Raw genomic sequence first — 12,953 nt, 5'->3', positions numbered from 1 at the left:
GGGCGCGCCATAAATCGGGAAGTAGCTCAGCTTGGTAGAGCACATGGTTTGGGACCATGGGGTCGCAGGTTCGAATCCTGTCTTCCCGACCAGTCAACGAAAATATGGGGCCTTAGCTCAGCTGGGAGAGCGCCTGCTTTGCACGCAGGAGGTCAGCGGTTCGATCCCGCTAGGCTCCACCATACATAAAAGATTATTTGGCGGCGTAGCTCAGCTGGCTAGAGCGTACGGTTCATACCCGTGAGGTCGGGGGTTCGATCCCCTCCGCCGCCACTATTAGAGGACCTTTAGCTCAGCTGGTTAGAGCAGACGGCTCATAACCGTCCGGTCGCAGGTTCGAGTCCTGCAGGGTCCACCATTTAAAATTTAAAATTGAATATTTAGTGGAGGAGTACCCAAGTCTGGCTGAAGGGATCGGTCTTGAAAACCGACAGGGGTGTCAAAGCCCGCGGGGGTTCGAATCCCTCCTCCTCCGCCATTACTATTCAATATCTATAAGTATATTTTGATTCATATCGTCGCGGGGTGGAGCAGTCTGGTAGCTCGTCGGGCTCATAACCCGAAGGTCGCAGGTTCAAATCCTGCCCCCGCAACCAAAGGTCCCGTGGTGTAGCGGTTAACATGCCTGCCTGTCACGCAGGAGATCGCGGGTTCGATTCCCGTCGGGACCGCCATTTCCAAGATCAAGTTATATGGCTCGGTAGCTCAGTCGGTAGAGCAACGAGCAAGGCTTCTATGAGTTCGCTACAAGTTGTACCAGCCGAGCGGCTGCTTGAATAAGCAAACTGAGGCTGGGACAAAGGACAATAAAGGACAATAAGGAAGTTAATATAAAGTTGTTGGTTATTAAATTAATATGGCTCGGTAGCTCAGTCGGTAGAGCAAAGGACTGAAAATCCTTGTGTCGGCGGTTCGATTCCGTCCCGAGCCACCACTTTTGGCGACTGTGGCGAAGTGGTTAACGCACCAGATTGTGGCTCTGGCATTCGTGGGTTCGATTCCCATCAGTCGCCCCATTAAACAGGCGGGTGTAGTTTAGTGGTAAAACCTCAGCCTTCCAAGCTGATGTCGTGGGTTCGATTCCCATCACCCGCTCCATGGGCCTGTAGCTCAGCTGGTTAGAGCGCACGCCTGATAAGCGTGAGGTCGGTGGTTCAAGTCCACTCAGGCCCATATTGATATATTTCGAGGTCAATAGCAGATCACGACTTAAGTAATCATTTTGAGACTTAGGCGAAACTTTAAAAGTTCATATATCTAACTATTTTATCCATGATTATCTTTCCGCAGTAGCTCAGTGGTAGAGCATTCGGCTGTTAACCGAACGGTCGCAGGTTCGAATCCTGCCTGCGGAGCCATTTGGAGAAGTACTCAAGTGGCTGAAGAGGCGCCCCTGCTAAGGGTGTAGGTCGTTGTAAGACGGCGCGAGGGTTCAAATCCCTCCTTCTCCGCCAGTGAATCAGCTTCTTGGTCATTATATTTTGGCCCGTTGGTCAAGTGGTTAAGACACCGCCCTTTCACGGCGGTAACACGGGTTCGAATCCCGTACGGGTCATAGACACCGCAAGTTTTGCGGTGTTTTTTATTATATTATCAGAATTTATAGGCTCTATACTAAATGTGGTGGTCATGCTTATCATCTCAAAGGTTTAGTGAATCCACAAAAAAATGATAAAAAGGCTCTTTGTCAATTATGGTGGTGTAAATTTTTCAGCACCTTTCTTACTTGTACGTTTCATTTATCAAACATGAGCAATAATCGATTTGTACTCACACCAGCTAACAATGCCGCATGAGTAAATGACATTTCCGCATAACATAATGAATTAAATTATCATTAGATGATTTTGGACCATGAACTAACTTTTATGTATCGATATTAAGTAATTATATACCAGATAACAAATATGCGATGAATGATCATAATTAAATAGCGGTGAACTTGAATAAATAAAATCCATCTTTGTTTTTAGAAAAGATTTTCCTAAAAAATTCGACAAAATGTCGAATTTTTTTATTTTTTTAAAAACATATTTTATGTATCTAATCTTGATCATGTATATCTTTCTAAAGATTTCTACTAGGATAGTCACTAGTAGATATTTTTCTTTGTCATATCACAATATTGTTATTTTTTTGAAAGTTTTGTTTAATGTTTATTTATTTATTTATTTGAATCCTCTTTGTTTTTAATTTATTCGAAATATGCATGTTTTATTATTATGTTGATATAATTTATCGATCATTTAGGGTTATATTTGTAGGAATGTGTCAAAAAGATCAAACGTTTTCAAACAAGGATTTTAATCATTTTTTTTGAAGTAAGTAAATAGAAAAATTAGAGGGGTAAGGAGTGAACTCCGTGAGTGTGGCAATCCCGACCGATTTTGAAATTCATCTTTTTCATGAAGGCAATTTATTTAAAAGCTATGAGTTATTTGGTGCTCATTCGAAAAAGGTGAATAGTCTTTTAGGAATACAGTTTTGTGTTTGGGCTCCACATGCAAAATCTGTTCGTGTTGTGGGTGATTTTAATTGCTGGGATGGTTCAAAGCATGAAATGACAAGAATAAATGATCAAGGCATTTGGTCCATGTTTACAACTGATGTTCAAATTGGTGATTTGTATAAGTATGAAATTATCACTCATAGTGGTGAAAAATTATTGAAGGCAGATCCTTATGCTTTTTATTCTGAAGTACGACCGAAGACAGCTTCCATTGTCTATGATTTATCTGGTTATAAGTGGAACGATCAAAAATGGAATCGTAAGAAAAAAAGAAGACCAATTTATGATCGCCCGATGTTTATTTATGAATTGCATTTGGGAACGTGGAAAAAGAAAAAGGATGGTAGCTTATACACTTATCGTGAGTTGGCTGAAGAGTTAATTCCGTATGTGGTTGAACATGGTTTTACACATATTGAAATGCTCCCACTAGTTGAACATCCTTATGATCGTTCATGGGGATATCAAGGAACCGGATACTATTCGGCTACAAGTAGATATGGGACACCGCATGATTTGATGTTTTTTATTGATCAATGTCACCAGCATGATATTGGAGTAATTATGGATTGGGTTCCAGGACATTTTTGTAAGGACGCTCATGGCTTGTACATGTTTGATGGTGAGCCTACTTATGAATATTCCAATCCAAAAGAACGTGAAAATGAAGTGTGGGGAACCGCAAATTTTGATCTCGGAAAGCCTGAAGTTCAAAGCTTTCTCATTTCTAATGCATTATTTTGGATGGAATATTTTCATATTGATGGATTTCGTGTTGATGCAGTAGCTAATATGCTTTATTGGCCAAATTCACCACAATTGCATGCAAATGAGTATGCGATAAACTTCTTGAAAAAGCTTAATGAAGTGGTTTTCTCCAAAGATCCCACCATCTTAATGATTGCAGAAGATTCAACTGATTGGCCTATGGTAACAAGACCGACCTCTGAAGGAGGATTAGGCTTCAATTATAAATGGAATATGGGTTGGATGAACGACATATTAAAGTATATGGAATCAGATCCTTTTAACCGCAAATATCTTCATGATAAAGTGACATTTTCCTTGCTGTATGCTTTTTCAGAAAATTTTATTCTTCCATTTTCTCATGATGAAGTAGTCTACGGAAAAAAATCTTTGTTAAATAAAATGCCTGGTGACTATTGGCAAAAGTTTGCGCAATTACGGCTTTTATACGGCTATATGGTTGCGCACCCAGGTAAAAAACTCTTGTTTATGGGTGGAGAGTTTGGGCAGTTTGATGAATGGAAGGATTTAGAGCAGCTAGACTGGAATTTAGATGATTATGAAATGCACCAAAAAATGCGCGTATATGTTAAAGAACTGCTCAATATTTATAAAAAACAGCGGCCATTATTTGAGGTTGATCATCATTATGAAGGATTTGATTGGATTGATGCTAATAATAACGAACAAAGGATTTTCTCATTTGTTCGAAAAGGGAAGAAGCCAAATGAAATGTTAGTTATTGTCTGCAATTTTACTCCTGATGTGTATCACCATTATAAAATTGGTGTTCCACTTAAAACGAGATATATTGAGATAATAAATAGCGATGATAAATTGTTTGGGGGCTCTAACCAAATTAACCGAAAAAGTATCGAAGCACAAGAAGGAGAGTATCATGGGAAGCCGTATCATATTGAAATGACTATTGCTCCTTTTGGTATATCGATATTAAGAGCAGTGAAAAAGAGAGGGGAGAAACAAAAAAATGGTAAAAAAGAAGTGTGTAGCAATGCTTCTCGCAGGCGGAAAAGGATCGAGGCTTAGTTCATTGACGAAAAATTTAGCAAAACCAGCAGTTCCGTATGGGGGAAAGTATCGAATAATTGATTTTACTCTAAGTAACTGTACGAATTCAGGGATAGATACGGTAGGAGTTTTAACACAATATCAACCTCTTGTCCTACATTCATACATTGGCATTGGAAGTGCATGGGATTTAGATCGGAGAAATGGAGGAGTAACGGTATTGCCACCGTATTCAGAATCGTCTGAAGTGAAATGGTATAAAGGAACAGCAAGCGCTATTTATGAAAATTTAAATTATTTAAAGCAATATGAGCCTGAATACGTCTTAATTTTGTCTGGTGACCATATTTATAAAATGGATTATATGAAAATGCTAGAATATCACATGGAAAAGGAAGCAGATGTTTCGATATCTGTCATTGAAGTACCATGGGAAGAAGCGAGTAGATTTGGAATTATGAATACAAATAAAAATATGGAAATTATCGAATTTGAAGAAAAGCCTGCCAATCCAAAAAACAACCTTGCCTCAATGGGAATATACATTTTTAAATGGAATATTCTAAAGGAATTTTTAGAAATGGATGCTAGGAATCCATATTCAAGCCATGATTTTGGTAAAGATGTAATCCCTCTCTTACTAGAAGAAAAGAAGAAGCTAGTAGCTTATCCATTCAAAGGATATTGGAAAGATGTTGGTACTGTAAAAAGCTTATGGGAAGCGAATATGGATTTATTAAAAGATAAACCTGAATTAGACTTATATGATCAACAATGGAGAATTTATTCTGTCAATCCAAATCATCCCCCTCAATACATTCACGAAAAAGCAGAGATAACAGAATCATTAATTACAGAAGGCTGCACCATATATGGGAACGTGATGCATTCTGTTTTGTTTCAAGGTGTGACAATTGGAGCAAATGCACTTATAAAAAGTTCTGTCATCATGCCAGAGGCCATTGTAGGTGAAAAAGCTATCATTGAAAATGCGATTGTCCCCAGTGGAATAACCATTCCTGATGGAATGATCATTCGTCCTAACAAAAATTTAGAGGAAGTCATCTTAGTGACAGAAGAATTGGTAGAAGGATCGATTGTCAAAAATTGAATCTCGAACCCATCGTATGAAGTTACATCGTAAATATTTCATGCATGAGTGGAGTAAGATTTCCGAAAATGAAGCTTTAAGCGCAAATAGGAACGAAAAGCTACGAAAGGATGATAGAAGGTTGAATCGAAGCATGTTAGGCATTATTGATGCAACTACTTATAAAGAGGAAATAAAAGATCTTGCACAGGAGAGGTCAATGGCCGCCATTCCGTTTGCTGGGAGATACCGTTTAATTGATTTCGTTTTATCAAATATGGTTAATTCTGGTATCAAAAGTGTAGGTATATTTCCTAAATACAGATATCGGTCGTTGATGGATCACTTAGGTTCAGGAAAACATTGGGACTTAAATCGAAAAAGAGACGGCTTGTTTTTCTTCCCTTCTCCACATTTATATGATGAATATCATGAGTTCGGTTCTTTTAAGCAGTTTTCAGATCATATTGATTATTTTTTGCGTAGTCGCCAAAAGTATGCCGTAATTACAAATAGTTATACTGTAGCAAACATTGATTTTCAAAAGGTACTAGATTATCACATCGATATGGGCTGTGATCTGACAGAAGTGTGCCAAAATGGAAAATCACTGCAAATGTATATAATGAGCACGGAGCTGTTAATGGATTTAATACAGCAATCTGCTTATTCAAGTTATAAAACATTACACGATGTGGTGACTTCTCCAGAGAAGTTTACGATTTGCCAATATGAGCATCAAGATTATGTAGCCGTTATTGATTCGATTCAAAAATATTATAAACACAGTCTTGAGATACTTCAGCCGGAAATTTGGCAATCCTTATTTTCAAAGGATCGTCCAATTTTTACAAAGGTAAAAGATGAGCCTCCAACGAGATATGGAAAGCAATCACGAGTTCGAAATTGTTTCATCGCTAATGGAAGTATCATTGAAGGAACAGTAGAAAATAGTATTATTTTTCGAGCTGTACATATCGGAAAAAATACCGTGATTAAAAATAGCATTATTATGCAAAAATCACAAATTGGAGAAAGATGTTCATTAAATTATTGCATATTAGATAAGGATGTAAAAATTGGGGATGATATGAATTTATTAGGTGATAAAAATGATCCATATGTAGTTCATAAAGGAACGATACAAGGAGTGTTGATGAATACGTGAAAGTATTATTTGCTGTATCAGAATGTGTACCGTTTGTAAAAACAGGAGGATTAGCAGATGTAGCAGGAGCTTTACCAAAAGAATTGAAAAAATTTGGTGCTGATATTCGGGTTATCTTGCCGAAGTATGGGTTAATCTCACAAGAAATTCAAGAAAAAATGGAGGAAGTTACAAATTTTACAGTACAGCTTGGCTGGCGGAATCAATATTGCGGAATTGAAAAACTCATTCAAGATGATGTGATTTATTATTTGATTGACAATGAATATTACTTTAAGCGTGACTCTTTATATGGACATTATGATGATGGCGAACGGTTTTCCTATTTCTGTCGTGCTGTTTTGGAAGCTTTAAAAAAACAGGATTTTCAACCAGACATTATTCATTCTCATGATTGGCATACAGGAATGGTAAATTATTTATTAAAAGAAGAATATTCAAAAGATCCGTTCTATGCCCAAATCAAAACGGTTTTTACTATTCATAATCTACAGTTTCAAGGTATTTTCCCGAGAAGTGTAATGCATGACTTATTAAATTTGGGGGATGAGCACTTTACGATTGAACGTTTAGAGTTTTACGGAAATATTAGCTTTATGAAAGCTGGCATTGTCTCTTCCGACAAAATTACAACCGTGAGTCCAACTTATAAAGAGGAAATTCAAACCCCTTATTTCGGTGAAAGACTTGACGGTCTATTGCGATTTCGATCTTCATCTTTAGTCGGGATTTTAAATGGAATTGATGATGTATTTTATAACCCAGAAAATGATCCTTATATAACAAAGCCGTACAATGTATTAACATATGAAAATAGGCTTCACAATAAACGAGCTCTGCAGGAAAGGTTTGGTTTACCTCAAAATGCGGATGTTCCAATTATGGCAATGGTTACGAGATTGACCAAACAAAAAGGATTGGATTTAGTCAAGAGAGTTTTGCATGAAATACTTGAGTGGGATATCCAATTTATTGTGCTCGGTACAGGTGAAAAAGAATTTGAAGATTATTTCCGGCATATGGAATGGACTTATCCAAATAAATGTAAGGCCTATATTGGTTTTAATGAACCGTTAGCCCATCATATTTATGCAGGAGCAGATTTGTTTTTAATGCCTTCTAAATTTGAACCATGTGGGTTAGGACAATTGATCGCTCTTCGATATGGTGCGATTCCAATTGTAAGAGAAACAGGAGGATTAAATGATACTGTAAAGTCTTTCCGTGAAGATAATGGAGAAGGAAATGGATTTAGCTTTAAAAACTTTAATGCACATGACATGATGTATACAGTGAAACGAGCTCTTCATTATTACCATGAAAAAGATGTTTGGGACACACTTGTAAAAAGAGCGATGAGCCAAGATTACAGCTGGTCGCAATCAGCTGCTAAATATCATCAATTATATATTGACTTATTATCTAGGAGTGAAAAAAATCATGTTCTCTAACAAAACAGAATTTAAAGAGTTGTTTTTAAGGCGGTTAGAATTGCTGCATGGTAAACCTTTCAGTGACTCATCATTAAGGGAACAATATGAGACGTTAGGGAATATGGTAAGAGAATATATTTCGGAAAAGTGGATCAGTACGAATGAAAAATATCGATCTCATCATCAAAAGCAAGTGTATTATTTGTCAATCGAATTTTTACTTGGCAAGCTTCTTGGACAAAATTTATTGAATTTAGGTATTAAGGATATAGTAGAAGAGGGATTATCTGAGCTTGGTGTCAGCCTTTTCGATTTAGAAAATATGGAGGAAGATGCAGGTTTAGGTAATGGAGGGTTAGGACGATTAGCTGCCTGTTTTCTAGATTCATTAGCTTCTCTAAATTTACCTGGGCATGGAATGGGTATACGATATAAACATGGTTTATTTGAGCAAAAGATTGTCGATGGTTATCAAGTTGAATTGCCAGAACAATGGTTAAAGTACGGAAATGTTTGGGAAATCCGTAAAGCAGATGAAGCAGTCGAAGTAGCTTATTGGGGAAAGGTTGAAACATCATTTGAAAATGAGCGCCTCGTATTCCGGCATGTTGATGCCGAAAAAATTTTAGCAGTTCCTTATGATATTCCAATTGCTGGATTTCAAACAGATACCGTCAATACGTTAAGGTTATGGAGTGCAGAGCCTTTACCTAACGTATCTTGCCAAGATGTATTAAAATACAAAAGAAATACAGAAATTGTGTCTGAATTTTTATATCCTGACGATACACATGAAGAAGGAAAAATTTTACGATTAAAACAGCAATATTTTCTCGTCTCCGCTAGTCTTCAAAGCATTGTCTCTTCTTATCGAAAATTAAACAAGAGTATGAAAGATTTTCATCATCATGTAGCGATTCATATTAATGATACCCACCCTGTATTAGCCATTCCAGAGCTTATGCGTATTTTCATCGATCAAGAAGGAATGGGATGGGATGAAGCTTGGGAAATTACAACTAAAACCATTTCTTATACAAACCATACAACACTAGCAGAAGCATTGGAAAAGTGGCCGATTCATATTTTTAAACCTTTATTACCACGGATATACATGATTGTGGAAGAAATAAATGAACGGTTTTGTCGAGATTTATGGGACATATTTCCTGGAGAGTGGGATCGAATTACAAATATGGCGATCATTGCCCACGGTGTAATAAAAATGGCGCATCTAGCAATTGTCGGTAGCTATAGTGTAAATGGCGTAGCGAAAATTCATTCAGAAATATTAAAACAACGGGAAATGAGGCAATTTTTTGAAATCTTCCCGGAAAAATTCAATAATAAAACAAACGGCATCACACATCGACGGTGGTTATTAAAAGCAAATCCTGAGCTATCACGGCTTATTACTGATGTCATTGGTTCTAACTGGGTTTATAAGCCAGAACAGTTGATGGAATTAAAACGACATGCTTATGATCCAGCCATTAAGGAAAAATTTTTGCAAGTGAAGCAAACGAGAAAGCAAATATTAGCCAACATCATCTATGAACAAAATGGCATAAAGGTAGATGAACACTCTATTTTTGATGTTCAAGTAAAAAGGCTTCATGAATATAAGCGACAACTGTTGAACGTCTTTCACATTATGTATTTATATAATCGCATAAAAGAAGATTCGAGCTTCACGATATATCCGCGAACCTTTATTTTTGGGGCAAAAGCTTCACCTGGGTATTATTATGCCAAAAAGGTTATTAAGCTGATTAATTCATTAGCAGATAAGGTGAATGAAGATCCGTTTGTTTCTCAAATGATAAAAGTCATTTTTTTGGAAAATTATCGCGTTTCTCTTGCCGAAAAAATTTTTCCGGCAGCGGATGTTAGTGAACAAATATCAACAGCTAGTAAAGAAGCTTCTGGAACAGGAAATATGAAATTTATGATGAATGGAGCGTTAACATTAGGGACATTGGATGGGGCTAACATAGAGATTTTGGAAGAGGTCGGAGAAGACAATATTTTTATTTTTGGATTAAAAGCCGAAGAGGTATTAAACTATTATGAAAACGGAGGATACCGTTCGACAGAGTATTATCATCATGATCCGCGCATACGGAAAGTTATCGATCAGCTGATGAATGGATTTTTCCCAGATGTAGAAGATGAGTTCGAGCCGATTTATGATTCGTTATTGTCCCATAATGATCAATACTTTGTCCTTCGAGATTTTGCCTCTTATGTGGAGGCTCAAGAAAAAGTCGAAAAAGCTTATCAAAATCAGTCGTCTTGGCTGGAAAAAGCAATTATCAACATTGCTCATTCTGGTTATTTTTCTAGTGATCGGACCATTCAGGAATATGCGAAAGACATATGGAACATATCACCTGTTCGTAATACTTTGTAATAAAAAGGCTCTTTTCTAAAAGATTGTTTCTTTACCATAGCTTTTCGACTGTCCAGGCAAGCGACACGCTTGCTACACACTATAGTGTGACGTGAACCGAACAAAAGGCGATGGTCGGACAAATTACATTTGTCCGACCCCGTGCTTTGTTCGGTTCATGGACAGTCGAAAAACAACAATGTTTACGAAAACAGTAAAATAGGGTCAAGCTTCATCATCAGCTCTGACCCTTGTATGGCTCCTTTTCAAGTGAAGGGAGATCGCCGAAAATAGTCATGGTCTCATTTTCATCTAACAGTCGCTCGTATTTTTCATGGGCATTTGACGGAAAAATCGTTACATTTTTCCCTTCCATGTCTGTTCCAATAAAATTTTCAAATTCCTCCACATATCCAATTGGTTCGTTTGCTTCCATATACATTTCACTATAGGAATCAGGAGGCCATTCCAAATCTTGAGGTCCATCTGAAGTGCCATATTGTGCTACATCCTGAAAAATATCTTCAGCATCTGATACGACAGCATTTTGATCATCAAACGTAAACTTACCCCAAGGTGGCATAAAAACTTCTTCTTCAACAGGGCGTATATTTTTTATAGGTTGATTTACAGTATGTTCTTTACACGTTTTCGCTGTAGGAATTGCTTTTAGACGCTCTTCTTCAATTTCTCTGCCACAAACGGTACAAATACCGTATGTTCCTTGATTTATCCGCTCTAATGCCTCCATTACTTCTTCATATTCCTTTTCTAAATGTTCATTTAAAGCGATATCCTTTTCGCGTTCATATAGCTCTGTACCATCGTCAGCTGGATGGTTATCGTAGCTAGATATTTCGCCCATTGATTCATGAGGATGGCCACGCTCTAAACCGAAATGGTCAAAATCTTTCAAGCGTTGTTCAATCTCTCGTTTCATTTGTTGCAATTGATTTTGGAAGGTGGAAAGTGCTTTAAATGATCGCATGAGAAAAACTCCTTCCCATAATAGTTGTATAAGCCTATTATGAGCGAAAAAAATCAAAACATAATTGTAAAATGAAGGAATCCACGAAGTTAAATTATTTCAAAAAGCTTAGCATGCCAATTGCATCTAGAAAAACTATGATGATCGCGATTGGTGTGAAATACTTAATTAAAATAAACCAAATATTCATAAAGGTCTCCGTAACTCCTGAACCAAGCTGAATCTCTTCAAGCAATTGCTGTTTTGGAAATCGATATGCAACAAATAATGCAATGAATAAACCGCCTAACGGTATTAGAATATTGCTTGTCACATAATCAGCAATGTCAAAAATGGTTTTATCCCAAATAAGGACATTGCTTAACACTCCAAAAGATAAGCATGATGGGACACCAAGGGCAAAAACAGATAGCCCCACTATCCAGGCTGTTTTATTTCGTTTAGAAGAATCTCCCTTTATGATCACCGCTACAATCATCTCAAGAAGTGAAAACGCTGATGTAAGAGCAGCGAATAAAAATAGGAGAAAAAATAATATCATAAAGAGAGTCCCAGCGAACATTTGCTCAAAAACGGTTGGCAACACAGAGAATATTAAAGTTGGACCAGCACTTGGTTCTAAACCATAAGTAAACACACCAGGGAAAATGGCTAATCCTGCTAAAATGGCAATAAAGACATTCATTAATACAACAGAAAATGCAGACTTTGGCAGACTTTGTGATTTAGGAACATAAGAACTGTATGTGACCATGATTGACATCCCAACACTTAAAGAAAAAAAGGCTTGCCCTAATGCAAATAAGATTGCATCTGTCGTTAATTTAGAGAAGTCAGGATAAAAAATAAAACGGACACCTTCCCATGCGTTTTCAAGTGTAAGGGAACGAACAACGATGAGTATAAATAAAATTAATAAAGCAGGCATCATAAAGCGGCTTACTTTTTCAATGCCGTCTTGAATACCGCGTGCTATGACAAAAATGGTGATGATCATAAAGATCAATTGAGCCAATATTGTAGCAAATGGGTTTGAAATAAGTTCTTGAAAAAAGACATTGTACTGTTCTACTGTTAATCTTGAAAGACTTCCTGATATTGCATGGAAAATATATATAATGATCCATCCACCAATAACACTGTAAAAAGATAAAATAATGAAACAAGTAACAAGTCCAATCAAACCGATGATGTGACTATTTGATGAAGGGGAAATTTTTTTATAGGCTGAAACTGCGTCAGAGCCAGCAAAACGACCGATGGAAAATTCAGCAAGCAATAATGGGTAGCCTAGTAAAACCATAAACAGTAAAAAAAGCAATAAAAATGCCCCTCCACCACTTGTCCCAGCTACATAAGGGAATTTCCAAATAGCTCCAAGGCCAATAGCTGATCCTGCTGCTGCAAGGACAAAGCCAATTTTTGAGGCCCATTGTTCATGAGTTATTTTCATCTTCAACACCTTTCTTTACAATAGAAAAATTTCAAATATTTTTTATAATAGAATGAATTTCATAATTCTTAGCCCTTGTCCTCCAACGAGTTCAAGAAATTAAAAAAGAAGCACCTCCCCAAATCTTGTATAATGGTCATAGAC

Annotated in this window: 7 protein-coding genes and 14 tRNA genes; 19 read left to right on the top strand and 2 right to left on the bottom strand. The window is 37.0% G+C overall.

Annotated elements, in window-relative coordinates:
- Window positions 1–15 precede the first annotated feature (15 nt).
- The 19 genes from J2S06_RS15440 (at window position 16) to J2S06_RS15350 (ending at window position 10,389) form a co-directional block, all read left to right on the top strand.
- Window positions 16–92, top strand: a tRNA-Pro gene (locus J2S06_RS15440).
- A gap of 14 nt (window positions 93–106) precedes the next feature.
- Window positions 107–182, top strand: a tRNA-Ala gene (locus tag J2S06_RS15435).
- A gap of 17 nt (window positions 183–199) precedes the next feature.
- A tRNA-Met gene (locus J2S06_RS15430) sits at window positions 200–273 on the top strand.
- Between the two features lie 8 nt (window positions 274–281).
- Window positions 282–358 (top strand) — tRNA-Ile (locus tag J2S06_RS15425).
- A 27-nt stretch (window positions 359–385) separates the two neighbouring features.
- Window positions 386–478: transfer RNA gene (locus tag J2S06_RS15420), tRNA-Ser, on the top strand.
- A gap of 41 nt (window positions 479–519) precedes the next feature.
- Window positions 520–596: transfer RNA gene (locus tag J2S06_RS15415), tRNA-Met, on the top strand.
- 2 nt (window positions 597–598) lie between these two features.
- Window positions 599–674 (top strand) — tRNA-Asp (locus tag J2S06_RS15410).
- A 184-nt stretch (window positions 675–858) separates the two neighbouring features.
- Window positions 859–934: transfer RNA gene (locus J2S06_RS15405), tRNA-Phe, on the top strand.
- A gap of 6 nt (window positions 935–940) precedes the next feature.
- A tRNA-His gene (locus J2S06_RS15400) sits at window positions 941–1,016 on the top strand.
- An 8-nt stretch (window positions 1,017–1,024) separates the two neighbouring features.
- Window positions 1,025–1,098 (top strand) — tRNA-Gly (locus J2S06_RS15395).
- Between the two features lies 1 nt (window position 1,099).
- Window positions 1,100–1,173 (top strand) — tRNA-Ile (locus tag J2S06_RS15390).
- Window positions 1,174–1,283: 110 nt separating this feature from the next.
- A tRNA-Asn gene (locus tag J2S06_RS15385) sits at window positions 1,284–1,358 on the top strand.
- Between the two features lie 3 nt (window positions 1,359–1,361).
- A tRNA-Ser gene (locus J2S06_RS15380) sits at window positions 1,362–1,454 on the top strand.
- 29 nt (window positions 1,455–1,483) lie between these two features.
- A tRNA-Glu gene (locus J2S06_RS15375) sits at window positions 1,484–1,555 on the top strand.
- Between the two features lie 807 nt (window positions 1,556–2,362).
- The gene (glgB, locus tag J2S06_RS15370) at window positions 2,363–4,303 is read left to right on the top strand and encodes a 1,4-alpha-glucan branching enzyme (RefSeq protein WP_419152869.1); all 1,941 of its coding nucleotides are present in this window, start codon (window positions 2,363–2,365) and stop codon (window positions 4,301–4,303) included.
- Window positions 4,245–5,396 (top strand): glucose-1-phosphate adenylyltransferase, encoded by a 1,152-nt coding sequence (locus tag J2S06_RS15365; protein WP_419152868.1) that lies wholly within the window; start codon window positions 4,245–4,247, stop codon window positions 5,394–5,396. Before glgB ends, J2S06_RS15365 begins: the two co-directional genes overlap by 59 nt.
- Window positions 5,397–5,529: 133 nt before the next feature.
- Window positions 5,530–6,543: a GlgC family sugar phosphate nucleotidyltransferase gene (locus J2S06_RS15360; protein WP_419152870.1), complete on the top strand. Its 1,014-nt coding sequence runs from the start codon at window positions 5,530–5,532 to the stop codon at window positions 6,541–6,543.
- Window positions 6,540–7,994 (top strand): glycogen synthase GlgA, encoded by a 1,455-nt coding sequence (glgA, locus tag J2S06_RS15355; protein WP_419152867.1) that lies wholly within the window; start codon window positions 6,540–6,542, stop codon window positions 7,992–7,994. The genes J2S06_RS15360 and glgA overlap by 4 nt, the downstream gene beginning before the upstream one ends.
- A complete protein-coding gene (locus J2S06_RS15350) occupies window positions 7,984–10,389 on the top strand; it encodes a glycogen/starch/alpha-glucan phosphorylase (RefSeq protein WP_419152866.1) in 2,406 nt (801 codons plus the stop codon). The genes glgA and J2S06_RS15350 overlap by 11 nt, the downstream gene beginning before the upstream one ends.
- Window positions 10,390–10,606: 217 nt before the next feature.
- Here J2S06_RS15350 and J2S06_RS15345 read toward each other — a convergent pair whose 3' ends face one another.
- Both J2S06_RS15345 and J2S06_RS15340 read right to left on the bottom strand, forming a co-directional pair.
- Window positions 10,607–11,356: a TraR/DksA C4-type zinc finger protein gene (locus J2S06_RS15345; protein WP_419152865.1), complete on the bottom strand. Its 750-nt coding sequence runs from the start codon at window positions 11,354–11,356 to the stop codon at window positions 10,607–10,609.
- A gap of 94 nt (window positions 11,357–11,450) precedes the next feature.
- Window positions 11,451–12,809: a sodium-dependent transporter gene (locus J2S06_RS15340; protein ID WP_419152864.1), complete on the bottom strand. Its 1,359-nt coding sequence runs from the start codon at window positions 12,807–12,809 to the stop codon at window positions 11,451–11,453.
- Window positions 12,810–12,953 lie beyond the last annotated feature (144 nt).

The sequence above is a fragment of the Bacillus alveayuensis genome (assembly GCA_030812955.1).
GTDB lineage: Bacteria > Bacillota > Bacilli > Bacillales > Aeribacillaceae > Bacillus_CB > Bacillus_CB alveayuensis.
This window is presented reverse-complemented; position numbering and strand designations above follow the sequence as displayed.

Bases quoted from the DNA above. Each gene is read 5' to 3' on its own strand.
- J2S06_RS15345 (WP_419152865.1), bottom strand. From the start codon at position 11,356: ATGCGATCATTTAAAGCACTTTCCACCTTCCAAAATCAATTGCAACAA.
- J2S06_RS15365 (WP_419152868.1), top strand. From the start codon at position 4,245: ATGGTAAAAAAGAAGTGTGTAGCAATGCTTCTCGCAGGCGGAAAAGGA.
- J2S06_RS15340 (WP_419152864.1), bottom strand. From the start codon at position 12,809: ATGAAAATAACTCATGAACAATGGGCCTCAAAAATTGGCTTTGTCCTT.
- J2S06_RS15360 (WP_419152870.1), top strand. From the start codon at position 5,530: ATGTTAGGCATTATTGATGCAACTACTTATAAAGAGGAAATAAAAGAT.
- J2S06_RS15350 (WP_419152866.1), top strand. From the start codon at position 7,984: ATGTTCTCTAACAAAACAGAATTTAAAGAGTTGTTTTTAAGGCGGTTA.